Annotated in this window: 19 protein-coding genes; 15 read left to right on the top strand and 4 right to left on the bottom strand. The window is 71.6% G+C overall.

The features are described from left to right. The first annotated feature begins 183 nt into the window (after nt 1-183). On the top strand, nt 184-1,671 hold the full coding sequence (gene rpsA / locus ITX44_RS13690) for a 30S ribosomal protein S1 (protein WP_205357431.1): 1,488 nt from the start codon (nt 184-186) through the stop codon (nt 1,669-1,671). A gap of 293 nt (nt 1,672-1,964) precedes the next feature. Further along, nucleotides 1,965-2,900 carry a PAC2 family protein gene (locus ITX44_RS13695; RefSeq protein ID WP_205357432.1) on the top strand — a complete coding sequence of 312 codons (936 nt, stop codon included), beginning with the start codon at nt 1,965-1,967 and terminating at the stop codon, nt 2,898-2,900. A 119-nt stretch (nt 2,901-3,019) separates the two neighbouring features. Here the strand turns inward: ITX44_RS13695 and coaE are convergent, their stop codons facing one another. Continuing rightward, nucleotides 3,020-3,643, bottom strand: a complete 624-nt coding sequence (coaE, locus tag ITX44_RS13700) for a dephospho-CoA kinase (protein WP_205357433.1) — start codon at nt 3,641-3,643, stop codon at nt 3,020-3,022. 91 nt (nt 3,644-3,734) lie between these two features. Here coaE and ITX44_RS13705 point away from each other — a divergent pair, with 91 nt between their 5' ends. Both ITX44_RS13705 and ITX44_RS13710 read left to right on the top strand, forming a co-directional pair. Next, nucleotides 3,735-4,100, top strand: coding sequence for a tetratricopeptide repeat protein (locus ITX44_RS13705; RefSeq protein WP_236060503.1), 366 nt, complete (start codon nt 3,735-3,737; stop codon nt 4,098-4,100). A 237-nt stretch (nt 4,101-4,337) separates the two neighbouring features. Beyond that, the gene (locus tag ITX44_RS13710; protein WP_205357435.1) at nt 4,338-5,351 is read left to right on the top strand and encodes a slipin family protein; all 1,014 of its coding nucleotides are present in this window, start codon (nt 4,338-4,340) and stop codon (nt 5,349-5,351) included. A gap of 21 nt (nt 5,352-5,372) precedes the next feature. Here the strand turns inward: ITX44_RS13710 and ITX44_RS13715 are convergent, their stop codons facing one another. After that, complete coding sequence (locus ITX44_RS13715) at nt 5,373-5,909, bottom strand: methylated-DNA--[protein]-cysteine S-methyltransferase (RefSeq protein WP_372440906.1); 537 nt, start codon at nt 5,907-5,909, stop codon at nt 5,373-5,375. Nucleotides 5,910-6,002: 93 nt separating this feature from the next. Here ITX44_RS13715 and uvrB point away from each other — a divergent pair, with 93 nt between their 5' ends. The 5 genes from uvrB to ITX44_RS13740 all read left to right on the top strand — a co-directional run bounded on the left by uvrB (nt 6,003) and on the right by ITX44_RS13740 (nt 13,454). Continuing rightward, on the top strand, nt 6,003-8,099 hold the full coding sequence (uvrB, locus tag ITX44_RS13720) for an excinuclease ABC subunit UvrB (protein WP_205357437.1): 2,097 nt from the start codon (nt 6,003-6,005) through the stop codon (nt 8,097-8,099). 234 nt (nt 8,100-8,333) lie between these two features. Then, nucleotides 8,334-8,912 carry a TerD family protein gene (locus ITX44_RS13725; RefSeq protein ID WP_205357438.1) on the top strand — a complete coding sequence of 193 codons (579 nt, stop codon included), beginning with the start codon at nt 8,334-8,336 and terminating at the stop codon, nt 8,910-8,912. Between the two features lie 122 nt (nt 8,913-9,034). Continuing rightward, complete coding sequence (locus ITX44_RS13730; protein ID WP_205357439.1) at nt 9,035-10,876, top strand: TerD family protein; 1,842 nt, start codon at nt 9,035-9,037, stop codon at nt 10,874-10,876. A 203-nt stretch (nt 10,877-11,079) separates the two neighbouring features. Continuing rightward, nucleotides 11,080-12,096 (top strand): TerC family protein, encoded by a 1,017-nt coding sequence (locus ITX44_RS13735; RefSeq protein WP_205357440.1) that lies wholly within the window; start codon nt 11,080-11,082, stop codon nt 12,094-12,096. 323 nt (nt 12,097-12,419) lie between these two features. Beyond that, nucleotides 12,420-13,454 carry a cytochrome c oxidase assembly protein gene (locus tag ITX44_RS13740; RefSeq protein WP_307795256.1) on the top strand — a complete coding sequence of 345 codons (1,035 nt, stop codon included), beginning with the start codon at nt 12,420-12,422 and terminating at the stop codon, nt 13,452-13,454. 94 nt (nt 13,455-13,548) lie between these two features. Here the strand turns inward: ITX44_RS13740 and ITX44_RS13745 are convergent, their stop codons facing one another. After that, entirely contained in the window at nt 13,549-14,205 is a 657-nt protein-coding gene (locus ITX44_RS13745) for an MBL fold metallo-hydrolase (protein ID WP_205357441.1), read from the bottom strand. A gap of 31 nt (nt 14,206-14,236) precedes the next feature. Beyond that, nucleotides 14,237-14,965 (bottom strand): maleylpyruvate isomerase family mycothiol-dependent enzyme, encoded by a 729-nt coding sequence (locus ITX44_RS13750; RefSeq protein ID WP_205357442.1) that lies wholly within the window; start codon nt 14,963-14,965, stop codon nt 14,237-14,239. A gap of 315 nt (nt 14,966-15,280) precedes the next feature. On the opposite strand from ITX44_RS13750, the gene uvrA reads away from it, so the two are divergent. The 6 genes from uvrA to whiA all read left to right on the top strand — a co-directional run bounded on the left by uvrA (nt 15,281) and on the right by whiA (nt 23,963). Further along, nucleotides 15,281-18,271: an excinuclease ABC subunit UvrA gene (gene uvrA / locus ITX44_RS13755; RefSeq protein WP_307795257.1), complete on the top strand. Its 2,991-nt coding sequence runs from the start codon at nt 15,281-15,283 to the stop codon at nt 18,269-18,271. A 137-nt stretch (nt 18,272-18,408) separates the two neighbouring features. Continuing rightward, nucleotides 18,409-18,864 carry a Rieske (2Fe-2S) protein gene (locus ITX44_RS13760; protein WP_205357444.1) on the top strand — a complete coding sequence of 152 codons (456 nt, stop codon included), beginning with the start codon at nt 18,409-18,411 and terminating at the stop codon, nt 18,862-18,864. Between the two features lie 65 nt (nt 18,865-18,929). Next, entirely contained in the window at nt 18,930-21,062 is a 2,133-nt protein-coding gene (gene uvrC, locus ITX44_RS13765) for an excinuclease ABC subunit UvrC (protein WP_205357445.1), read from the top strand. After that, nucleotides 21,059-21,988, top strand: coding sequence for an RNase adapter RapZ (gene rapZ, locus ITX44_RS13770; protein WP_372440907.1), 930 nt, complete (start codon nt 21,059-21,061; stop codon nt 21,986-21,988). Before uvrC ends, rapZ begins: the two co-directional genes overlap by 4 nt. Before the next feature lie 2 nt (nt 21,989-21,990). Continuing rightward, nucleotides 21,991-22,995 (top strand): gluconeogenesis factor YvcK family protein, encoded by a 1,005-nt coding sequence (locus ITX44_RS13775; RefSeq protein WP_205357446.1) that lies wholly within the window; start codon nt 21,991-21,993, stop codon nt 22,993-22,995. Beyond that, a complete protein-coding gene (gene whiA, locus ITX44_RS13780; protein ID WP_205357447.1) occupies nt 22,986-23,963 on the top strand; it encodes a DNA-binding protein WhiA in 978 nt (325 codons plus the stop codon). The genes ITX44_RS13775 and whiA overlap by 10 nt, the downstream gene beginning before the upstream one ends. The last annotated feature ends 276 nt before the right edge of the window (nt 23,964-24,239 follow it).

Below are 24,239 nucleotides of genomic sequence, written 5' to 3' on the forward strand. Positions count from 1 at the left end.
TGCTACAAGTTGCGCTGCGAGCCTGCGCGCCTCGGACGGAGCAGGCCACGCTCGAATCTGTTGCAGTTCCCTTGGCCCACGGCTTTCGGCCCTTCCGGCCGACTTCAAGGGGCGGCAGGAACGAAAAAGGCTCCAGCGTAGCAGTACCTACGACTTACTGTCCGTACCGGAGTCCTTTCCCTAATGACGAGCAGCACCGAGGCCCCTCGTACCACCCCGCAGGTGGCGGTCAACGACATCGGCAACGAGGAAGCCTTCCTCGCGGCGATCGACGAGACGATCAAGTACTTCAACGACGGCGACATCGTCGACGGCGTCATCGTGAAGGTCGACCGGGACGAGGTCCTGCTCGACATCGGTTACAAGACCGAAGGTGTCATCCCCTCCCGCGAGCTCTCCATCAAGCACGACGTCGACCCCAACGAGGTCGTTGCCGTGGGCGATGAGATCGAGGCTCTGGTCCTCCAGAAGGAGGACAAGGAAGGGCGCCTGATCCTCTCGAAGAAGCGTGCGCAGTACGAGCGCGCGTGGGGCACCATCGAGAAGATCAAGGAAGAGGACGGCATCGTCACCGGTACCGTCATCGAGGTCGTCAAGGGCGGTCTCATCCTCGACATCGGCCTGCGCGGCTTCCTGCCCGCCTCCCTGGTCGAGATGCGCCGCGTCCGCGACCTCCAGCCCTACGTGGGCAAGGAGCTCGAGGCCAAGATCATCGAGCTGGACAAGAACCGCAACAACGTGGTCCTGTCCCGCCGCGCCTGGCTGGAGCAGACCCAGAGCGAGGTCCGCCAGACCTTCCTCACCACCCTCCAGAAGGGCCAGGTGCGCTCCGGCGTCGTCTCCTCGATCGTCAACTTCGGTGCGTTCGTGGACCTCGGCGGCGTCGACGGTCTGGTGCACGTCTCCGAGCTGTCCTGGAAGCACATCGACCACCCGTCCGAGGTCGTCGAGGTCGGCCAGGAGGTCACGGTCGAGGTCCTGGACGTCGACATGGACCGCGAGCGCGTCTCCCTGTCGCTGAAGGCGACCCAGGAAGACCCGTGGCAGCAGTTCGCCCGCACCCACCAGATCGGCCAGGTCGTACCGGGCAAGGTCACCAAGCTGGTGCCGTTCGGTGCGTTCGTCCGGGTGGACGAGGGTATCGAGGGCCTGGTCCACATCTCCGAGCTGGCCGAGCGCCACGTGGAGATCCCGGAGCAGGTCGTCCAGGTCAACGACGAGATCTTCGTCAAGGTCATCGACATCGACCTGGAGCGCCGCCGCATCTCGCTGTCCCTCAAGCAGGCCAACGAGTCCTTCGGCGCCGACCCGGCCTCGGTGGAGTTCGACCCGACGCTGTACGGCATGGCCGCGTCGTACGACGACCAGGGCAACTACATCTACCCCGAGGGCTTCGACCCCGAGACCAACGACTGGCTCGACGGGTACGAGAAGCAGCGCGAGGAGTGGGAGGGCCAGTACGCCACGGCCCAGGCCCGCTTCGAGCAGCACCAGGCGCAGGTCATCAAGTCCCGCGAGGCCGACGCGGAGGCCGCGGCCCAGGCCGGTGGCCAGCCCGCCGCCCCCGCCGGTGGCAACTACTCCTCGGAGTCCGAGGACAACTCCGGCGCCCTCGCCTCCGACGAGGCCCTGGCGGCCCTGCGCGAGAAGCTCGCGGGCGGCCAGAGCTGACCCGCAGAGCCTGCTCGACCGCTTGACCACACCGCGGGCCCGCTCCCTTTCGGGGGAGCGGGCCCGCGGTGCTCGTGCTGTCCTGTTCCGGTGCCGGCGTACCCGCCTTCCCGGACCTCGATCGAGTACGTGAACCGGAAACGCCGACGTGAACACCCGGTGGAGCGCCGTGACCGTAAAGTCTTGCCGACGGACCGTCAAGAACGCCCCGGCGCGGCTTCCGGTGGCCGGGCGGGGAATGTCGGGCGGTTTGCGTTCGTTGAAGGTGACAGAGAGCGAGGAGGACGATCACCGTGCTGGATCCGCAAGGACTGTACGAGTACGTACCGGGCGGGGCCGAGGCCGTCGACGAGGCGGTCGGAGACACGGGGCCCGTGCTGCTGTACTGGTTCGAGGGGTACATGGACGCCGGGGAGACCGGCGAACAGGTCATCCGTCAGCTTCTGAACCGCCTCGACCATCAGCTCGTCGCGCGCTTCGACGCCGATCGGCTGGTGGACTACCGGGCCCGGCGCCCCCTGATGACCTTCGTCCGGGACCACTGGACGTCGTACGAGACCCCCGCCATCGACCTCTACCTGGTCCGTGACACCACCGGCACCCCCTTCCTGGTGCTCAGCGGCCAGGAGCCGGACGTGGAGTGGGAGCGCTTCGGCGCCGCGCTGCTCCAGGTCGTCGAGCGGCTCGGGGTGCGCATGGCGATCAACTTCCACGGCATTCCGATGGGCGTCCCGCACACCCGTCCGGTGGGCCTGACCCCGCACGGCAACCGGGTGGACCTGGTGCCCGGCCACCGCGCCTGGTTCGACGAGGCCCAGGTCCCGGCGAGCTGCGCCGCCATGATCGAGTACCGGCTCGCCCAGGCCGGCCGCGACGTGCTGGGCGTGGCCGCCCACGTGCCGCACTACCTGGCGCGTTCCCCGTACCCGGACGCCGCGCTCGCCGTGCTGGAGACCGTCACCGCCGCCACCGGCCTGGTGCTGCCCGACATCGCGCACGCGCTGCGCAATGAGGCGCACACGGTCCGGGTCGAGATCGACCGCCAGGTCGCCGAGGGCGACGGCGAGCTGGTCTCGGTGGTGCGCGGCCTGGAGAGCCAGTACGACGCGGTCGCCGGCGTGCAGTCGCGGGAGAGCCTGATGGCCGAGCCCGTGGACCTGCCCTCGGCCGAGGACCTGGCCGCGGAGTTCGAGCGCTTCCTCGCCGACCGCGAGGACGACGGCCGCTGACGCGGGCGCGGGCGAGCACGGGTGCCCGGCGGCTGTCCGGCGCGCCCGCGAAAGCCCGTGCCCGGGACCGTACGGGCGGGTGAGCGTGCCCGTCCGGCGTACGGTGCCGCGCGGTGCCGTCAGCCGGTGGTGTCTTCGGCCGGTGCGCCGGCCGCCCGCTCGGTGAGGGTCTGCCACACGGCCCGCACCTGGGGTTCGAGCGCGTCGAGCGGGCCGTCGTTGTGGATCACCAGGTCCGCCACGGCCAGCCGCTCCTCGCGGGTCGCCTGCGCGGCCATCCGGGCCCCGGCCTCCTCCTCGGTCATGCCCCGCTGCCGCACCAGCCGGTCCACCTGGGTCCCGGGCGCCACGTCCACCACGACCACCAGGTCGTACAGCGGTGCCAGGCCGTTCTCGGTCAGCAGCGGTACGTCGTGGACCACGATCGCGTCCGCCCCGGCCGCCCGCTGCAACTCCTCCGAGCGGCGGCGGACCAGCGGGTGGACGATCGCGTTCAGCGCCTTGAGCCGCTCCTGGTCGGCGAAGACGATCGCGCCGAGCGCGGGCCGGTCCAGCGCGCCCTCCGAGGTCAGCACCCCCGGCCCGAACTCGGCCACTACCGCGGCCAGTCCCTCGGTGCCGGGCGCCACCACCTCCCGGGAGATCCGGTCGGAGTCGATCAGCACCGCGCCGAAGGAGACCAGCAGCCGCGCCACCTCGCTCTTGCCGGCCCCGATCCCACCCGTCAACCCCACGTTCAGCATGCGACTCACCCTAGGGGAATGGGGTAGCCGAGCGGCGTGTTGGGTATGTCTGTCCAGACGATCACTCGTCGGCCGCAGGAGGGAGGGTGCATTGCCCGAGCGGACCCCCGAGACCCATGTCATCGACTATCGCGCCGCGGAGCAGTTGCTGGAGGCGCGCGACCCGCGTGGCGCTGTGAAGCTGCTCGACCCCGTGATAGCCGCCCATCCGGAGAACACCGCCGCCAGGCTGCTGCGGGCCCGCGCCTTCTTCGCGGCGGCCCAGTTGCGCCCGGCGGAACTGGAGTTCCTGGTGGTGCTGGAGCGCGAACCGGACAATGCGTTCGCCCACTTCGCGCTCGCCCGCACCCTGGAGCGGGCCAACCGCGCCGACGAGGCGCAGCGCCACTTCCGGCTGGCCGCCGCGCTCGATCCGCGGCCGGACTACCTGGCCGCCGCCCGCTTCGACAACGGCTGACCGGCGCCGCGGGCCGCCGCACCGCAGCGTCACCACCGGGCCCGGCGCCGTATCGGCGAGCACCGGGCCCATGGCAGGGCCCGGCCGCCGGGCCCCGCTTTTTTCGCGCCCTGCCACCGGGAACCCGCGGGCGCCGACTGTTCGTCAAACTCGTGTCAAGGAAACCGTCCTGCGGGGTGTGCGGCGGACGGTCCCGCCGTAGTGTTCACACCCCCGGGCGAAGGGGGAGCGGGGACCATGGTTGTCGTCGTGGTGCTGCTGATCGTCGCCGCCGTGCTGGGCGTCGTGATGCTGCCGGCCAGTCTGAGAATCGTCAAGCAGTACGAACGCGGCGTGGTCTACCGGTTCGGCCGGGTCGACCCGCTGCCCAAGGGACCGGGGCCGCGTCTGCTCCTTCCTTTCGTCGACCGCATGACCAAGGTGAACATGCAGGTCGTCACCATGCCGGTGCCCTCCCAGGAGGGCATCACGCGGGACAACGTGTCGGTCCGGGTCGACGCGGTGCTCTACTTCCGCGTGGTGGACCCGATCCGGGCCACCGTGGACGTGCAGAACTACGAGTTCGCGATGCTCCAGGTGGCGCAGACCTCGCTGCGGTCCATCATCGGCAAGAGCGACCTGGACGACCTGCTGTCCGGGCGGGAGAAGCTGCACGAGGGCCTGGAACTGATGCTGTCCACCCCGGCCACCGGGTGGGGCGTCCACATCGACCGGGTCGAGATCAAGGACGTGGCGCTGCCGGAGTCCATGAAGCGGTCGATGGCCCGGCAGGCCGAGGCCGACCGCGAGCGGCGGGCCCGGATCATCACCGCCGACGGCGAACTCCAGGCGTCGCACAAGCTGTCCGAGGCGGCGCGGGCGATGGACGCCAATCCGGCCGCGCTGCAACTGCGCATGCTCCAGACCGTGGTCGAGGTGGCCGCCGAGAAGAACTCCACGCTGGTGCTGCCCTTCCCGGTGGAACTGCTGCGCTTCTTCGACCGCGCCGCCCAGGGCAGCGGCGGCGCGGGTGACCCGCAGCGGCCTACGGGCGCCCCGGACACCGAAGCGACCGACGCGCCGGGGACCGGCCGGCCGGTGCGGGACGGCTCCGGCGGCCCGGCCGGCCTTGCCGACGGCTCGTCCTCGTCCGGCCCGGCGGCGGAACTCGGCCAGGAGCCGGACCAGGAACTGGACCGGCAGCCCGACCGCGCCGAACTGCCCAAGTCCGCCTCCCCGCAGATCCCGGACCCCCGCTCCTCGGAGGAGTGACCCGGCAGGGCCCGGGCCCGCTCAGAACAGCGGTGCCGGCAGCACGCCCTCCAGGGCGAGGAGGGCGCGCTTGATCTCCAGGCCGCCGCCGAAGCCGCCTATGCCGCCGTCGCTCTCGATCACGCGGTGGCACGGCACGACCACGGGCAGCGGGTTCGCTCCCATGGCCATGCCCACCGCACGGGCCGCCCCCGGCTCGCCGACCCGGTCGGCCAGGTCCTGGTACCCCACCACGCTGCCGTACGGCACCCCGGCCGCCAGCTCCCGCAGCACCTGGCGGGCGAAGCCGGTGATCATCGACCAGTCCAGGCCGAGCGTGAACCGGGTCAGCTCGCCGGCGAAGTACGCGTCCAGCTCGTCGGCCGCCCCGGCCAGCCGCTCCGGGGCCCGCTCGGGCACGCATCCCAGCCGCCGGGCCAGGCCCGCGACCGCCCGCCCGGCGGTGGCCTCGTCCGCGTTGAAGCACACCTGGACCACCCCCGCCCGGGTCGCCGCCACCAGCAGCGGCCCCACCGGGGTATCCCGTACCGTCCACGCCACGTCCGTCACGCCCCCCACGCTAGCCGGGGGGTACGACACCGGGCGGTGACTCCCGGCATCCGGAGCTTCACTCGGCGCGGATTGTCGGTGGGTGGTCGTACCGTGGGTGTCATGCGGCCCGTATCAGACATCGAACGCACTGTGGCGCCTTTCGAGGTCGTCAGCCCGTTCCGGCCCAGCGGCGACCAGCCGACGGCCATCGACGACCTTGAGAAGCGCATCCGCGCAGGTGAGCAGGATGTCGTGCTGCTCGGTGCGACCGGCACCGGCAAGTCCGCGACCACCGCCTGGATGATCGAGCGGCTGCAGCGCCCCACCCTGGTCATGGCGCCGAACAAGACGCTCGCCGCCCAGCTCGCCAACGAGTTCCGCGAGCTGCTGCCCAACAACGCGGTCGAGTACTTCGTGTCGTACTACGACTACTACCAGCCCGAGGCGTACGTCCCGCAGACGGACACCTACATCGAGAAGGACTCCTCGATCAACGAGGAGGTGGAGCGGCTGCGGCACTCCACGACCAACTCGCTGCTCACCCGCCGTGACGTCGTCGTCGTCGCGTCCGTCTCCTGCATCTACGGCCTGGGCACCCCGCAGGAGTACGTGGACCGCATGGTCCGGCTGCGGGTCGGCGACGTGATCGACCGCGACGCCCTGCTGCGCAAATTCGTCGACATCCAGTACACCCGCAACGACCTGGCCTTCACCCGCGGCACCTTCCGGGTCCGCGGCGACACCGTGGAGATCTTCCCGGTGTACGAGGAGCTGGCCGTCCGCATCGAGATGTTCGGCGACGAGATCGAGGCGCTGTACACCCTGCACCCGCTCACCGGTGAGGTGATCACCGAGGACCAGCAGGTCTACGTCTTCCCCGCCAGCCACTACGTGGCCGGTCCGGAGCGGATGGAGCGGGCCATCGCGGGCATCGAGAAGGAGCTGGAGGAACAGCTCCCGCTGCTGGAGAAGCAGGGCAAGCTGCTGGAGGCGCAGCGGCTGCGGATGCGCACCACGTACGACATCGAGATGATGCGGCAGATCGGCACCTGCTCCGGCATCGAGAACTACTCCCGGCACATCGACGGCCGCGGCCCCGGCACCGCCCCGGACACCCTGATCGACTACTTCCCCGAGGACTTCCTGCTGGTCATCGACGAGTCGCACGTCACCGTGCCGCAGATCGGCGCGATGTACGAGGGCGACGCCTCCCGCAAGCGGACCCTGGTCGAGCACGGCTTCCGGCTGCCGTCCGCCATGGACAACCGGCCGCTGAAGTGGGAGGAGTTCCTGAAGCGGGTGGGGCAGACGGTCTACCTGTCGGCGACCCCGGGACCGTACGAGCTGTCCCGCGGCGACGGTGTGGTGGAGCAGATCATCCGCCCGACCGGCCTGATCGACCCCGAGGTCGTGGTCAAGCCCACCGAGGGCCAGATCGACGACCTGGTGCACGAGATCCGGCTGCGCGCCGAGCGGGACGAGCGGGTCCTGGTCACCACCCTCACCAAGAAGATGGCCGAGGACCTCACCGACTACCTGCTGGAACTGGGCATCCAGGTCCGCTACCTGCACAGCGACATCGACACCCTGCGCCGGGTGGAGCTGCTGAAGGAACTGCGCTCGGGCGAGTTCGACGTCCTGGTCGGCATCAACCTGCTGCGCGAGGGCCTGGACCTGCCCGAGGTGTCGCTGGTGGCCATCCTCGACGCCGACAAGGAGGGCTTCCTGCGCTCGGGCACCTCGCTGATCCAGACCATCGGCCGCGCCGCCCGTAACGTGTCGGGCCAGGTGCACATGTACGCCGACCGGATCACCGCGGCGATGGAGAAGGCCATCGACGAGACGAACCGCCGGCGCGAGAAGCAGATGGCGTACAACACCGCCAACGGCATCGACCCGCAGCCGCTGCGCAAGCGGATCGCCGGCATCGCCGACGACATCGTCCGCGAGCAGGCCGACACCGAGGAGCTGCTCGGCTCCGGGCGGCAGCGCTCGCGCGGCAAGGCGCCGGTGCCGGGCCTGTCGGGGAAGGCCGGCGAGAAGCGCGCCGCCGCTTCGCTGCCCGCCGCGGAACTCGCGGACACCATCGCCGACCTCACCGAGCAGATGCAGGCCGCCGCCGGCGAGCTGAAGTTCGAGCTCGCCGCCCGGCTGCGGGACGAGGTGTCCGAACTGAAGAAGGAACTGCGCCAGATGCGCGAGGCCGGGGTCGCCTGACCGGCCCTGCCCCGCCGGACGCCTGCCCCGGAACGAAGGCACGCGAAAACAACGGCCGACGAACCGGGGCACCCCCGTACGGCGTCTTGTTAAGGTGCGGGACAACCGCACGAGTACCGCACACGTACCCGCAGGGGTACGTGTGCGGACGAGTGCGCGCAAGCGGATACGACCCGCGTGAATACGGCTGAATACGGCGCACGGAGCAGTGTGCACGGTGAGAGGGGACAGCGCGTGACGGTCAACATGACCAAGGGTCAGAAGATCAGCCTGAGCAAGGCCGACGGGGGATCGCTGACCGCGGTCAGGATGGGGCTGGGCTGGCAGGCCGCCCCGCGCCGCGGCCTGTTCGGCAGCCGTACCCGGGAGATCGACCTGGACGCCTCCGCCGTGCTGTTCGCCGACAAGAACCCCGTCGACGTGGTGTTCTTCCGTCACCTGACCAGCGACGACGGCTCGGTCCGGCACACCGGCGACAACCTGGTGGGCGGCGCCGGCCAGGGCGGTGACGACGAGTCGATCCTGGTGGACCTGCAGCGGGTCCCGGTGCACATCGACCAGATCGTCTTCACCGTCAACTCCTTCACCGGTCAGACCTTCTCCGAGGTGCAGAACGCGTTCTGCCGGCTGGTGGACGAGACCAACGGCCAGGAACTGGCCCGCTACACCCTGACCGGCGGCGGCTCGTACACCGCGCAGATCATGGCCAAGGTGCAGCGCGGGGCGGGCGGCTGGACCATGACGGCGATCGGCACTCCCGCCAACGGCCGCACCTTCCAGGACCTGATCCCGGCCATCGTGCCCGCGCTGTAAGCCGCTTTGCGCGGCGGGTCGGCCGGCGGGGCGGGGCACCAGGGCCGCCGCGGCCGGCACGGCCGCAGCGGTCACCAGGACATGGGAACACAGGGACGGGATCGGGGACGGTGACGGCGGACATGACGGCCGAACTGGTCAGCGGGCAGAACCATGCGCTGCCCGGCAATCGGCTGGAGATCCGGGTGTCGGCGGGCACCCCCGTGGTGGCCGCGGTCACCCTCGGGGATGAACAGGGCCGCGTCACCGGTGACGACGGACGGTTCGCCCACCCGGGGGAACCGAACCTGCCCGGCGTCGAGGTGCCCCGGCAGGCCGCCGCGGACCACCGGCTCGCCGTCGACCTCGGCGCCGTGCCCGAGGCGGTGCACCGGGTCCATGTGCTGCTCGCGCTTCCCGCCGGGATCCACCCCGGCGGCCCGCACCCGGGCGGCCCGCCGTCCTTCGGCGCCGCCCCCGCTCCCCGGGTCGAGGTCACCACCCCCGAGGGCGCCGGAATCGCCGGCTTCACCGTGTCCGGCCTGACCACCGAGACCGCCCTGCTGGCCGTCGAGCTCTACCGCCGCCAGGGCGGCTGGAAAATACGCGCGGTCGGCCAGGGATACGCGGGCGGGCTGCCGGCCCTGCTGCTCGACCAGGGCCTGCCCGACCCGGCCGGGACGGCCCTCGCCGTGCGCACCGCGGTGGCCCGCGAGCAGTCCCGTGCGGTGGGCGTGGACTACCACCACCCGGGCCGCCGTACCGCGGCCGCGGGGACGGCGGACGAGGTGCCCGGCACCTTCCCGAGCGAACCGTCCCCCGAACGGCCGTCCGCCGCGGATTCCGCCGTACGGCCCGCCGCCCCGGCCGGTGCGCCCGAGGGGCCTCCCGTGCCGGTCGCCGGGGACGCCCCCGGCTGGAGCATGGAGGAGCGGCTGTACAACCAGGTGTGGGGCATGTTCGAGGACCTGGCCCGGAGCGTGGCCGCGTACCGCAGCGCCGCCGATTTCGCCCAGGCGCGCTACGACCAGGAACTCGACCGGTTGCTCGCCGATCCTCGCACCCGCGGCGGCCCGGCCGCCGAGGCCGCCCGCGACCAGGCCGAGATCCGGCAGATCGCGCTGGTCGACCAGGCTCGGGCGGTGCTGGACCGCGATCTCGCCCAGCTCACCGCAGAGGCCGAGGTGGTCGAGCCCGCGCTGCCGCCCGCCTTCGCCGGCTGGGAGAACCCGGCGTGGCACGCCTACCAGGTGCCCACCGAGCCGCCGTTCGCCGTGCGGCTCGGCACCCTGTGCCTGCCCGAGGCGCCCGAACTGCGCATTCCGCTGCTGGCCCGGCTGCCGTTGGAGCGCGGGCTGTGGATCGACAGCGCCGAGAACCGCGGGCTGGCCGTGGACACCGCGGTGGCACTCGCCGCCCGGCTGCTGGCCGCCCACCCGGTGGGCGCCTTCGCGCTGCACGTGCTCGACCCGGCGGGCTCGGCGGCCACCGCGACCGCCCCGCTCTACGCCGGCGGCGCCCTGACCCTGCCCGCGCCCGCGGCGGGTTCGGCCGGCATCGGCGACGTCCTGACCCGGCTCACCGAACGGGTGGACCTGGTGCAGATGGCACTGCGCTCCGACGCCGCCGACGCGCTGCCGCCCGGCTTCGACACCGCCGAGCAGTTGCTGATCGTCAATGAGTTCCCGTACGGCTTCGACGACCGCGCCATCACCCAACTGCGTTACCTCGCCGACGAGGGACCGGCGGCCGGCGTGCATCTGATGCTCGTCGCCGACCGCGAGGACGCCGCCGCCTACGGGCCGCTGCTCGGCCCGATGTTCGGCGCGCTGCTGCGGCTCACCCCGCTGCCCAGCGAGCACTTGAGCGACCCCTGGGTGGGGCACGCCTGGACCTACGAGCCGGCGCTCGTACCGGCGGGCAGTCAGGTGCTGCCGCACGTCCTGCGGCAGCTCGCCGACGCCCGCCCGGCGTACGGGTCCTGAGGACGGGCCCGGTACGGGTCCTTGAGCATTTCACCACTCCCGGAACACCCGCTCGGGTGACCCTCTGAACAGGTGTCTTGGTCTGTGCTTTACCGTAACTTGGTTGTTCCTGTACCGTTGATGAGACCGGAGCCACGGACTCCGGCAGCGACGACGCCGACGGGTTGCGCTGACAGTTGCCACCGGACATCTGCCGAGGAGCAATGGACGTCTCGCTCACCGTGTGGGCCCTGACCATCGCCGGCCTGTGCGTACTGATCGCGGCCGACTTCGCCGTAGGCCGTACCCCGCATGAAGTCTCCATCCGCGAGGCCGGTGTGTGGACCGCCGTCTGGGTGATTCTCGCCGTCCTCTTCGGCCTCGGCCTGGTGTACTTCTCCGGCGGACAGCCGGCCGGCGAGTTCTTCGCCGGCTACCTCACCGAGAAGTCGCTGAGCGTCGACAACCTCTTCGTCTTCGTCCTCGTGATGGGCAAGTTCGCTGTGCCGGCCGCCTACCAGCAACGTGTCCTGCTGGTCGGCGTCCTCATCGCCCTTGTCCTGCGCGCGGTGTTCATCGCCGCCGGCGCCACCGTCATCGCCGCCTTCTCGTGGGTGTTCTACATCTTCGGCGCCTTCCTCGTCTGGACCGCCTGGAAGCTGATCCGCGAGGCCCGCGCCGACCACCAGGACGCCGAGTTCGAGGAGAACCGCCTGCTCAAGGCCGTCGAGCGCCGGGTGCCCACGACCACCCGCTACTACGGCACCCGGCTGCTGGTCACCGAGGGCGGCCGGCGCCTGATGACCCCCATGCTGGTCGTCATGCTCGCGATCGGCACCACCGACGTGCTGTTCGCCCTCGACTCGATCCCCGCCATCTTCGGCCTCACCCAGGACCCCTACGTCGTCTTCACCGCGAACGCCTTCGCCCTCATGGGCCTGCGCCAGCTCTACTTCCTCATCGGCGGCCTCCTCAAGAAGCTGGTCCACCTCTCCTACGGCCTGTCCGTGATCCTCGGCTTCATCGGCGTCAAGCTGGTCCTCCACGCCCTCCACGAATCCGGCGTCCACGTCCCCGAGATCTCCATCCCCCTCTCCCTCGCCGTCATCGGCGGCGTCCTCGCCGTCACCACCGCCACCAGCCTCATCGCCGCCCACCGCGCCGAGTCGGCCCCCGCCCCGGACGGCGACCCGGCGCCCGACACCAACCGTGACGCCTACGCCAAGGCCGACCGCCACTGACCCCTGCGGGTGCCCAGGACGGGGCGACGGGCTCGCCCGGAATACCGAGGGACGCGGGGAGGGTGCTCGCCCGGAAAAGTCAGGGGCGCGGGGCTGTGCTCAATATGCGGCTGGCGCCGCGTGGGCGCGACCAGCCCACCACGGACCGCAGATCGCCACCGACACCAAGGGGCAGACGCTGTCGGCCGCCCCCGGAGGACCCGCACCCCTGCGCACCGCCCCCATCGCCGGGGTCTACCGTGGCCGGGTACGGGCACCCCGACGGCAGTCGACGCGACGGACGGTGGGCCCCGAGGCAAACGCACAACGGAAAGGCGACGGACGTGCAAAGCGCCAGCACCCTCTCGGCTCTGCCCGAGCTGACCGGAAGCCGGTACTTCGACGCCTGGCAGCTCGACGCGGTGGCCCTGGTGGCGATCGTCGCCATGGGCGCGGCATACGGGTACGGGGTACGCCGCCGGCTGCGCGCCGGCGAACCGTGGCCGCTGTGGCGCGTCGCCGCCTTCTACTTCATGGGCCTGGGCACGCTCGTGGTCGCCACAATGTCGTCGCTGGCCGTGTACGACCGCGTGCTGTTCTGGCCGGCCGCGGTGCAGAACATCCTGCTCGACCTGTTCGCCCCGCTGGGCCTCGCGCTGGGCGACCCGATCGGCCTCACCGCGGCCGACGGACGGGTGCGCCGCGCGTTCGTCTCACGGCCGGTGCGCGCCCTCACGTACCCCCTGGTCAGCTCGGTGCTGGTGCTGGCCTCGGAGCTGAGCATCTACTTCACCCCGTACTTCGCCACCGCCCTGGGCAATCCGGCGGTGCGTCAGCTCATGCACCTGCAACTGCTGCTCACCGGCTGCCTGTTCGTGCTGCCGATGCTCAGCCGGCAGGAACTGCTGCCGAGCTGGTGCAGCCACCCGGTGCGGGCCGCTCTCGTCTTCTTCGACGGCCTGTTCGACTCCGTGCCCGGCATCGTCGTGATGACCAGCGGCACCCTGGTGGCGGGGCACTGGTACTCCGCCCACCCGCGTACCTGGGGGCCGTCCGTTCAGCACGACCAGATGCTCGGCGGCGGCCTCATGCTCACCCTGGCCGAACTGGTCGCCCTGCCCTTCCTGCTACTGGTTTTCCTCGAGTGGTGGCGCGCCGAGCGGGAGAAGACCGCCGCCCTGGACGCGCGCCTGGACCGCGAGGCCCTGGCCGCGGCTGCCGTGCCCGCCCCGGCCCCGGCAGAGGCCGCTGCCGCCGATTCCGCTGCTGCCGCCACCGCGGCGCCCGCGCCCGCCGTCTCCGCCGTGCCCGAGACCACCCGCCCCTGGTGGGAGACCGACCAGGGCGAGGTCGGCATGCGCATGCGCCGGCAGCGCTGAACCCGGCGTCCGAACCCGCCGCCTCACCCGTACCGGTGAATCACGCCGTCATGTCCGCGGGTCATCCGTACTGCTGAATCGCGGCAGCCGGTGCTCACCAGCCGCGCTCGCGCCACTCCGCGAGGTGCGGGCGCTCGTCGCCGAGCGTGGTGTCGCGGCCGTGGCCGGGGTAGACCCAGGACTCGTCCGGGAGGACGTCGAAGAGCTTGGCGGTCACCCCGGTGAGCAGGGAGGTGAAGGCGGCCGGGTCGTCGTGGGTGTTGCCGACGCCGCCCGGGAAGAGGCAGTCGCCGGTGAAGACGTGCGGGTGGCCGTGCGGGTCGTCGTAGACCAGGACGATGCTGCCGGGGGTGTGGCCGACCAGGTGGCGGGCGGTGAGGCGGATGCGGCCGAAGGAGATCGTGTCGCCGTCGTCCACCGGGACGTCGGTGGGCACCGGGAGGGCGGGCGCGTCCAGGCGGCCGGCGTACGTGCGCGCGCCGGTGGCCGCCACCACCTCGGCCAGGGCCTGCCAGTGGTCGCGGTGCCGGTGGGTGGTCACCACCGCGCCGATCCCGTCGGCGCCGATGACCTCGAGCAGGGTGTGCGGCTCGGCCGCGGCGTCGATCAGCAGCTGCTCGTCGGTGGCGCGGCAGCGCAGCACGTACGCGTTGTTGTCCATCGGCCCGACCGCGGCCTTGGTGATGATCAGGTCCGTCAGTTCGTGCACGTCGGGCGGGCCGCCGACCTCGACCTCTCCGGTGTACGCCATGGCGTCAGCCTATAGCGCGGCCGCGGCCCGGCTACAGCGGAGGGAGGACCGGCAGCGGGGCGTCCGGGGTCACCGACAGGTCCGCGCCGGTGCCCCGCCCGGTGACCCAGCCGACCAGGTCGTGGCAGGTGCCGGCGACGACGAGATCCGGCTCGTCGGCCGCGCCCAGTTTCCACACCTGCCCGCTGCCGGTGTCGCGCAGCTCGACCGCGGCGATGCCCTCGTGGCCGGTCAGGCCGTCCAGGACGTGCGCCAGTTCGCGTGCGGCGAAGTCGCCGGGCAGGTCGGCGCAGTCGTAGCCGGCGTCCAGGTCCACGTGGTGCAGCCGCACTTCGATCAGCCGCCGCCAGGGGACCTCGGCCGCCGCGATCACCCGGCCGGAGCGCATGGTGACCTGCCCGGCCCACCCGGGCGGCGGCATCCCGGCGACGGCTTCGGCGAAGCGTTCCGCCGAGGCCCGCAGGTCGGCCACCTGCTCGGCGAGCGGCCGGCCGGCACCGGCGGCGATCGCGTTGTCCCGCTCCTCGGCGGAGGCGTACATCGGGGTCTCCTCGCCGGTACGCGCCCAGGTCAGCAGGTTGATCAGCGCGTCGGCGTTGCGCGCCACGTGGGCCAGCACGTGGCCGCGGGTCCAGCCGGGCAGCCGCGACGGCTCGGCCAGGGCCTCCTCGGGCAGCGCGGTGGCCGCGGCGATCAGCGACTGCGTGGCCTCCTGCGCGGCGGCCGTGTCGCGCTCCGGATCGGGTCGGTCAACGGTCACTGGGTGCCTCCCGGCGGACGCTCTCGGCGGTACGAGGGGTGCGTACGGGCGTACGGTGCGGTGCCAGCGGTCGCATGCCCGGTCCCGACGCTAGCGTGCCCACACGATCGGGTGAACCTGACAGCGCCGGACCGTAAATCGAAAGCGCGTGCTATAGGGTCGTAGACGTGCCTCCGCCGCAGCACCGGGGGTGACCGCACATACGCAGATCCGCAACAGGAAGAAATGCCGAGCGCACCCCGTTTAGGCTCAGTGGGGGGCGATGACCCTCGGGTGCCGACCCCTCCAAGCTGTCCAAGAAAGGTGCGCACTGGCGTGGCCGAACGACTCACCGTCCGTGGCGCTCGCGAGCACAATCTGAAGAACGTCTCGCTCGACCTGCCTCGTGACTCGCTCATCGTGTTCACCGGGCTGTCCGGCTCGGGCAAGTCCTCGCTCGCGTTCGACACCATCTTCGCCGAGGGCCAGCGCCGTTACGTGGAGTCGCTGTCGTCGTACGCCCGGCAGTTCCTCGGGCAGATGGACAAGCCCGACGTGGACTTCATCGAGGGCCTGTCGCCGGCCGTCTCGATCGACCAGAAGTCCACCTCGCGCAACCCGCGCTCGACGGTGGGCACCATCACCGAGGTCTACGACTACCTGCGGCTGCTCTTCGCCCGTATCGGCAAGCCGCACTGCCCCCAGTGCGGCCGGCCGATCTCCCGGCAGTCCCCGCAGGCCATCGTGGACCGGGTGCTGGAGCTGGAGGAGGGCAGCCGGTTCCAGGTGCTGTCGCCGCTGGTGCGCGAGCGCAAGGGCGAGTTCGTCGACCTGCTCGCCGACCTGCAGACCAAGGGCTACAGCCGGGCCCGGGTGGACGGCGCCACCGTGCAGCTCACCGACCCGCCCAAGCTGAAGAAGCAGGAGAAGCACACCATCGAGGTGGTCGTGGACCGCCTCACCGTCAAGGACTCCGCCAAGCGCCGGCTCACCGACTCGGTGGAGACCGCGCTCGGCCTGTCCGGCGGCATGGTCATCCTGGACTTCGTCGACCTGCCCGAGGACGACCCGCAGCGCGAGCGGATGTTCTCCGAGCACCTGTACTGCCCGTACGACGACCTGTCCTTCGAGGAGCTGGAACCGCGTTCCTTCTCCTTCAACTCGCCCTTCGGCGCCTGCCCGGACTGCACCGGCATCGGCTCGCGCATGGAGGTCGACCCGGAGCTGATCGTCCCCGACGAGGAGAAGTCGCTGGAGGAGGGCGCCATCGCGCCCTGGAACGGCGGCATGTCCAAGGGCTACTTCGACCGGCTGGTCGACGGCCTGGCCGCCGAGCTGGGCTTCCGCACCGACATCCCGTTCGCCGGCCTGCCCGCCCGGGCCAAGAAGGCGCTGCTGTACGGCCACAAGTCCGAGGTCCGCGTCGCCTACCGCAACCGGTACGGGCGCGAGCGGGTGTACAACGCGCAGTTCGAGGGCGCGGTCCCGTTCGTCAAGCGGCGCCACCAGGACTCCGAGAGCGACTCCAGCCGGGAGCGGTTCGAGGGCTACATGCGGGAGGTGCCCTGCCCGACCTGCCAGGGTGCCCGGCTCAAGCCCATCGTGCTGGCCGTCACCGTGCAGGACCGGTCCATCGCGGACGTCTCGGCGATGTCGATCAGCGACTGTGCCGAGTTCCTGGGCGCGATGAAGCTGGACGCCCGCGACCGCAAGATCGCCGAGCGGGTGCTCAAGGAGGTCAACGAGCGGCTGCGCTTCCTGATCGACGTCGGCCTGGACTACCTGTCGCTGAACCGCGCGGCCGGCACCCTGTCCGGCGGCGAGGCCCAGCGCATCCGGCTGGCCACCCAGATCGGCTCCGGCCTGGTCGGCGTTCTGTACGTGCTGGACGAGCCGTCCATCGGCCTGCACCAGCGCGACAACCACCGGCTGATCGAGACCCTGGTCCGGCTGCGCGACCTGGGCAACACCCTGATCGTGGTGGAGCACGACGAGGACACCATCAAGACCGCCGACTGGGTGGTGGACATCGGCCCCGGCGCGGGCGAGCACGGCGGCAAGGTGGTGCACTCCGGCTCACTGGCCGACCTGCTGACCAACGACGAGTCGCTGACCGGGCAGTATCTGGCCGGCAAGCGGGCCATCCCCACCCCCCGCGAGCGCCGCCCGGTGGACCGCAAGCGCCGGCTGACCGTGCACGGCGCCCGCGAGCACAACCTGAAGGACATCGACGTGTCCTTCCCGCTCGGCGTGCTCACCGCCGTCACCGGCGTGTCCGGCTCCGGCAAGTCCACCCTGGTCAACGACATCCTGTACACCCACCTGGCCCGAGAGCTGAACGGGGCGCGCACCGTCCCCGGCCGGCACACCCGGGTGGACGGCGACGACCTGGTCGACAAGGTGGTGCACGTCGACCAGTCGCCGATCGGCCGCACCCCGCGGTCGAACCCGGCCACGTACACCGGCGTCTTCGACCACGTCCGCAGGCTGTTCGCCGAGACCGTGGAGGCCAAGGTCCGCGGCTACCAGCCGGGCCGGTTCTCCTTCAACGTCAAGGGCGGCCGCTGCGAGAACTGCGCGGGCGACGGCACCATCAAGATCGAGATGAACTTCCTGCCGGACGTCTACGTTCCGTGCGAGGTGTGCCACGGCGCCCGGTACAACCGGGAGACGCTGGAGGTCCACTACAAGGGCAAGTCCATCGCCGAGGTGCTGGACATGCCGATCGAGGAGGCGCTGGACTTCTTCGAGGCCGTGCCCAGCATCGCCCGCCACCTGCGCACCCTGCACGAGGTGGGGCTTGGGTACGTACGGCTCGGCCAGTCCGCGCCCACCCTGTCCGGCGGCGAGGCCCAGCGGGTCAAGCTCGCCTCCGAGCTGCAGAAGCGCTCCACCGGCCGGACCGTCTACGTGCTGGACGAGCCGACCACCGGTCTGCACTTCGAGGACATCAGCAAGCTGATCAAGGTGCTGTCCGGCCTGGTCGACAAGGGCAACACGGTGATCGTGATCGAGCACAACCTCGACGTGATCAAGACCGCTGACTGGGTGATCGACATGGGCCCCGAGGGCGGCCACGGCGGCGGTCTGGTGATCGCCGAGGGCACCCCCGAGGAGATCGCCGGCGTGTCGACCAGCCACACCGGAAAGTTCCTGCGGGACATCCTCGGTCCGGACGCGGTCAGCGACGCGGCGGTGCCGGCGCCCCGCAAGCGGGCCGCGGCCAAGACGGCCGACAAGGCCGCCGACCGGACGGCGGCCAAGACTGCCGCCAAGACCGCCGCCAAGGCCGCGCCGCGGAAGCGGACGGCCCGGGCCAAGGCGTAAGGGCCACCGGACGACCCGCGGCCGCCACGAAGGACGGCGGCCGCGGCGCGCGCGGGGGGGTTCAGAGGGAGCGGACAGGATCAGGCCGTAAGGTCGTTCCCGCACGTCATCCGTACCTCTGGCCCCCTGGAGCGCACATGTCCACCGCATTCCCCGCCCGCCGCCGGACCGTCCTGCGCGGGGCGGCCGTCGCCGGAGCCGCCGGGGCCGGCCTGACCGGGCTGACCGCCTGCGGCAGCAACTCCGGCGGCGGGGGTGGCGGCGCCAGCGGCGGCAACGCGGCCGGTCCCAGCAGCGCCGTGGACCTGGGCGCGAGCACGGACGTACCGGTGGGCGGCGCCCGCCTGTACCGGGAGAACAAGGTGCTGGTCTCCCAGCCCACCCAGGGCACCTTCAAGGCCTTCAGCGCCGTCTGCACCCACCAGGGCTGTGTCCTGGACGCGGTGAACGGCACCACGGCCTCCTGCCCCTGTCACGGCAGCCAGTTCAATGCCACCACCGGAGCCGTGATCCAGGGGCCGGCCATCGAGGCGCTGCCCCCGGTCACCGTCAAGGTCTCCGGCGGCCGTCTCACCGCCGGCCCGGGCGCCTGATCCGGCCTCGTACCGCCCCCGGTGCGGGACCGGGTTTGTCACATCCCGCCAGTAGGGTGGGAGGCATGGCAGACCCCAGCAGCTACCGACCCAAGCCGGGTCAGATCCCCGACTCTCCCGGGGTCTACAAGTTCCGGGACGAGCACGGCCGGGTGATCTATGTCGGCAAGGCGAAGAGCCTGCGCCAGCGGCTGTCCTCCTACTTCCAGGACCTGACCAACCTGCACCAGCGCACCGCCACCATGGTCACCACGGCCGCCTCGGTGGAGTGGACCGTGGTCTCCACCGAGGTCGAGGCGCTGCAGCTCGAATACTCCTGGATCAAGGAGTTCGACCCGCGGTTCAACGTCAAGTACCGGGACGACAAGAGCTATCCGTCGCTGGCCGTCACCATGCAGGAGGAGTTCCCCCGGGTCCAGGTCATGCGCGGCCCCAAGCGCAAGGGCGTGCGCTACTTCGGGCCGTACGCACACGCCTGGGCGATCCGCGAGACCGTCGACCTGCTGCTGCGGGTCTTCCCGGTCCGCACCTGCTCCGCCGGGGTGTTCAAGCGTTCCGCGCAGATAGGCCGTCCCTGCCTGCTCGGCTACATCGGCAAGTGCTCGGCGCCCTGCGTCGGCCGGATCAGCGCCGCCGACCACCGCGAACTGGCCGAGGAATTCTGCGACTTCATGGCCGGTCACACCGGCAGCCACCTGCGCCGGCTGGAGCAGGGGATGAAGGACGCGGCCGCCGCCATGGAGTACGAGCAGGCCGCCCGGCTGCGCGACGACATAGAGGCGCTGCGCCGCGCCATGGAGAAGAACGCGGTGGTGCTCGCCGACGCCACCGACGCCGACCTGATCGCGGTCGCCGAGGACGAACTCGAAGCCGCCGTGCAGATCTTCCACGTCCGCGGCGGCCGGGTGCGCGGCCAGCGCGGCTGGGTCACCGACAAGGTCGAGGCCGTCGACACCGCGGGCCTGGTCGAGCACGCCCTGCAGCAGCTGTACGGGGACGAGTCCGGGGACGCGGAGGACTCCGGCGGCAGCGGCGGCGTGCCCAAGGAGGTGCTGGTGCCCGCGCTGCCCGACCCGGTCGAGCCGCTGGCCCAGTGGCTCGCCCAGCGGCGCGGCAGCCACGTCGGCCTGCGGGTGCCGCAGCGCGGCGACAAGAAGGAACTGATGGCCACCGTGCAGCGCAACGCCCAGCACGCGCTGGCGCTGCACAAGACCAAGCGGGCCTCGGACCTGACGACCCGTTCGCGCGCCCTGGAGGAGATCACCGTCGCCCTGGACCTCGACACCGCGCCGCTGCGCATCGAGTGCTACGACATCAGCCACCTCCAGGGCGACGACGTGGTGGCCTCCATGGTGGTCTTCGAGGACGGTCTGGCCCGTAAGAGCGAGTACCGGCGGTTCCAGATCAAGTCCTTCGCCGGCCAGGACGACGTGCGCGCCATGCACGAGGTGATCTCCCGCCGCTTCCGCCGCTACCTCCAGGAGAAGCAGCGCACCAGCGAATGGGAGGAGCAGGACGGCGACCCGGGCGACGACGGGAACGCCGGAGGCAACGGCGGCCTCGTCGCCGGACCGGACGGGGAGTCCGCGGGCGGGTCCGACGACGAGCCGATCGGCGGTCCCATCGACCCGGAGACCGGCCGGCCCCGCAAGTTCGCCTACCCGCCGCAGCTCGTGGTGGTGGACGGCGGCCAGCCGCAGGTGGCCGCGGCCACCCGGGCGCTGGAGGAACTGGGCATAGACGACGTGGCCGTGTGCGGGCTGGCCAAGCGGCTGGAGGAGGTCTGGCTGCCCGGCCAGGACGACCCGGTGATCCTGCCCCGCACCAGCGAGGGGCTCTATCTGCTCCAGCGGGTGCGCGACGAGGCGCACCGGTTCGCCATCACCTACCAGCGCAGCAAGCGGTCGAAGTCGATGAAGGCCGGGGCGCTGGACGCGGTCCCGGGCCTGGGCGAGACCCGCAAGCAGGCCCTGCTCAAGCACTTCGGATCGCTGAAGCGGCTGCGGGCGGCGACCGTCGAGGAGATCTGCCAGGTGCCCGGGGTCGGCCGGCGCACCGCCGAGACCGTCGCCGCGGCGCTGGCCGCGGCGGCCCCGGCCGCACCCGCCGTGAACACCGCGACCGGAGAGATCATCGAACAGGACGACGGGATGCCGCCCGGGGCGGTCCCGTCCGATCATCGGGGGAAGAGCACATGAGCGAGCAGCAGGACGAACAGGACAGCATCCATATGACCAGTGGCGGAGCGGGCGAGGCCATGGAGGCCATCCCCGAACTGGTGATCATCTCCGGCATGTCCGGCGCCGGCCGCAGCACCGCGGCCAAGTGTCTGGAGGACCTCGGCTGGTTCGTGGTCGACAACCTCCCGCCGGCCCTCATCCCCACCATGGTCGACCTCGGCGCCCGCTCGCAGGGGAACGTGGCGCGGATCGCGGTCGTCGTGGACGTGCGCGGCCGCCGCTTCTTCGACAACCTCCGCGAGTCGCTGGCCGACCTGGACACCAAGGGCGTCAAGCGCCGGGTGATCTACCTGGAGGCGTCCGACGACGCCCTGGTCCGCCGGTTCGAGTCGGTCCGCCGCCCGCACCCGCTCCAGGGCTCGGGCCGCATCGTGGACGGCATCGCCGCCGAGCGCGACCTGCTGCGTGAGCTGCGCGGCGACGCGGACCTGGTGATCGACACCTCCAGCCTCAACGTGCACGAACTGCGGGCCAAGCTGGACGCCCAGTTCGCCGGCGAGGAGGAGCAGGAACTCCGGGCCACCGTGATGTCGTTCGGATACAAGTACGGGCTGCCCGTCGACGCCGACCTGGTGGTGGACTGCCGCTTCCTGCCCAACCCGCACTGGGTGCCGGAGCTGCGGCCCTTCACCGGGCTCAACGACGAGGTGGCCACGTACGTGTTCAACCAGCCCGGCGCCAAGGAGTTCCTGGACCGGTACGCCGAGCTGCTGCACATCATCGCCGCCGGCTACCGCCGGGAGGGCAAGCGGTACGTGACGATCGCGGTGGGCTGCACCGGCGGCAAGCACCGCAGCGTGGCGATGTCGGAACGGCTGGCGGCCCGGCTGGCGGCGGACGGAGTGGAGACGGTGACGGTGCACAGGGACATGGGGCGCGAGTGATCATGACGGGACGGCGGCGGCGCCGGGACACGGCCCGCCGCGCCGGGGTGCCGCCGAAGGTGGTCGCCCTCGGCGGCGGCCACGGACTGTCCGCCTCCCTCGCGGCGCTGCGCCGCATCACCGGCGACCTGACCGCGGTGGTCACCGTCGCCGACGACGGCGGCTCCAGCGGGCGGCTGCGCGCCGAGATGGGCGTGCTGCCGCCAGGCGACCTGCGCAAGGCCCTGGCCGCGCTGTGCGGGGACGACGACTGGGGCCGCACCTGGGCCCGGGTCATCCAGCACCGCTTCGTCAGCGAGGGCGACCTGCACGACCACGCGGTCGGCAATCTGCTGATCGTCGCGCTGTGGGAACTGCTCAACGACGAGGTGGCCGCGTTGGAATGGGTCGGCCGGCTGCTCGGCGCGCACGGCCGGGTGCTGCCCATGTCCGCCGTCCCGCTCGAGTTGCACGCCGTGGTACGCGGCCACGACCCGGACAAGCCCGACGTGATCTCCACCGTCTGCGGCCAGGCCAACGTGGCGCTCACCCCCGGCGAGGTGCAGGAGGTGCAGGTGGTGCCGGCCGACCCGCCCGCCGTGCCCGAGGCGGTGCAGGCCGTGCTGGACGCCGACTGGGTGGTGCTCGGCCCCGGTTCCTGGTTCTCCTCGGTCATCCCGCACCTGCTGGTGCCCGAACTCGCCGAGGCCCTGATGACCACCAGGGCCCGCCGGGTGCTCACCCTCAACCTCGCGCCCCAGCCGGGCGAGACGGAAGGATTTTCTCCGCAGCGTCACTTGGAGGTTTTGGGGCGACACGCCCCTAAACTCACCATCGACGTGGTTCTCGCCGACGAGGCCGCCGTACCCGATCGCGACAGTCTCGCCGAGGCCGCCCAGCGGTTGGGGGGTACGGTCGAACTGGCGCGGGTCGCCGCCCCCGACGGGCCGCGGCACGATCCGGAGCTGTTGGCTGCCGCGTACGACCGTGTTTTTCGAATGCGTGGAAGGATCGGCCCATGGCGATGACCGCAGCGGTGAAGGACGAGATCTCCCGCCTCCCCGTCACCCGGACGTGTTGCCGCAAGGCCGAGGTCTCGTCGGTCCTGCGGTTCGCCGGCGGACTCCACCTGGTGAGCGGCCGGATCGTCATCGAGGCCGAGCTCGACACCGGAATCGCCGCCCGGCGGCTGCGCAAGGACATCCTGGAGATCTTCGGCCACTCCTCGGACCTGGTGGTGATGGCCCCCGGCGGGCTGCGCCGCGGCAGCCGGTACGTGGTGCGCGTGGTGGCCGGCGGCGACCAGCTCGCCCGGCAGACCGGCCTGGTCGACGGCCGCGGCCGCCCGATCCGCGGCCTGCCCCCGCAGGTCGTCTCCGGCGCCACCTGCGACGCCGAGGCCGCCTGGCGCGGAGCCTTCCTCGCCCACGGCTCCCTCACCGAACCCGGCCGCTCCTCCTCCCTGGAGGTGACCTGCCCCGGCCCCGAGGCCGCCCTCGCCCTGGTCGGCGCCGCCCGCCGGCTGCAGATCCCGGCCAAGGCCCGCGAGGTACGCAACGTGGACCGGGTCGTCGTCCGTGACGGTGACGCGATCGGCGCGCTGCTGACGCGGCTGGGCGCGCACGATTCCGTCCTGGCCTGGGAGGAGCGCCGCATGCGGCGCGAAGTGCGGGCCACCGCGAATCGGCTCGCCAACTTCGACGACGCGAACCTGCGCCGTTCGGCGCGGGCGGCCGTCGCGGCCGGCGCGCGTGTCGCCCGCGCCCTCGAAATCCTCGGGGACGACGTCCCCGAGCACCTCGCCGCGGCGGGGCGCTTGCGCATGGACCACAAGCAGGCGTCTCTCGAAGAACTCGGCTCCCTCGCGGAGCCCCCGCTCACGAAGGATGCGGTGGCCGGACGGATCCGGCGGCTCCTTGCCATGGCCGACAAGCGAGCGTCCGACCTCGGTCTCCCCGGCACCGAGGCGAACCTCACCGACGAGATGGTGGGCTGACTTTTCGGGATTACGGTTCGTCGGGGATACCCAAGGGGCGCGGGGAACTGCGCGCGCAACCCCATTCCGTGGCGCGCGTCGCCACCGGCCCGAAGGGGCAGTTGCTGTCGCGTCCGGACCACCGGCCGGTGGCCGGTGGCGCGCGCAGTTCCCCGCGCCCCTACAGGTACCCCGGAGAACCGCGCCCCTACGCGGCAGCGTCCCCCCGGGGCGGGTAGGCTCAGTTCTGGTCGGGGACATCATTATGCGAGCCGGAGAAACGGACTCCGGCGACTG

Origin of the sequence: Actinacidiphila acididurans (genome assembly GCF_016918855.1) — a bacterium.
In the GTDB taxonomy this organism is placed as follows: domain Bacteria; phylum Actinomycetota; class Actinomycetes; order Streptomycetales; family Streptomycetaceae; genus Actinacidiphila; species Actinacidiphila acididurans.